This is a genomic window from Vibrio sp. DNB22_10_4 (assembly GCF_052879755.1).
Window position 1 is genome coordinate 1 of record NZ_JBNNXW010000161.1, and the last position, 208, is coordinate 208.

Consider the following 208-nt stretch of genomic DNA (forward strand, 5'->3'; position numbering starts at 1 on the left):
GTCCCGTTCGTCTAGAGGCCTAGGACACCGCCCTTTCACGGCGGTAACAGGGGTTCGACTCCCCTACGGGATACCATCTTTAAGCGTTTTCTTTCGAGAATTCTTAAAAATGGTTACTTCATTACGAAGTGATTAGTTCTTTAACAATTTGGAAAGCTGACGAATAACATTTGATTAATGTTATTCATTTAAAAGTTCTCAAATCCTA

1 tRNA gene is annotated in these 208 nt (G+C 39.9%); it reads left to right on the top strand.

The window, feature by feature from the left end:
* Window positions 1–76 (top strand) — tRNA-Glu (locus tag ACVA6Q_RS25075).
* Window positions 77–208: the final 132 nt, after the last annotated feature.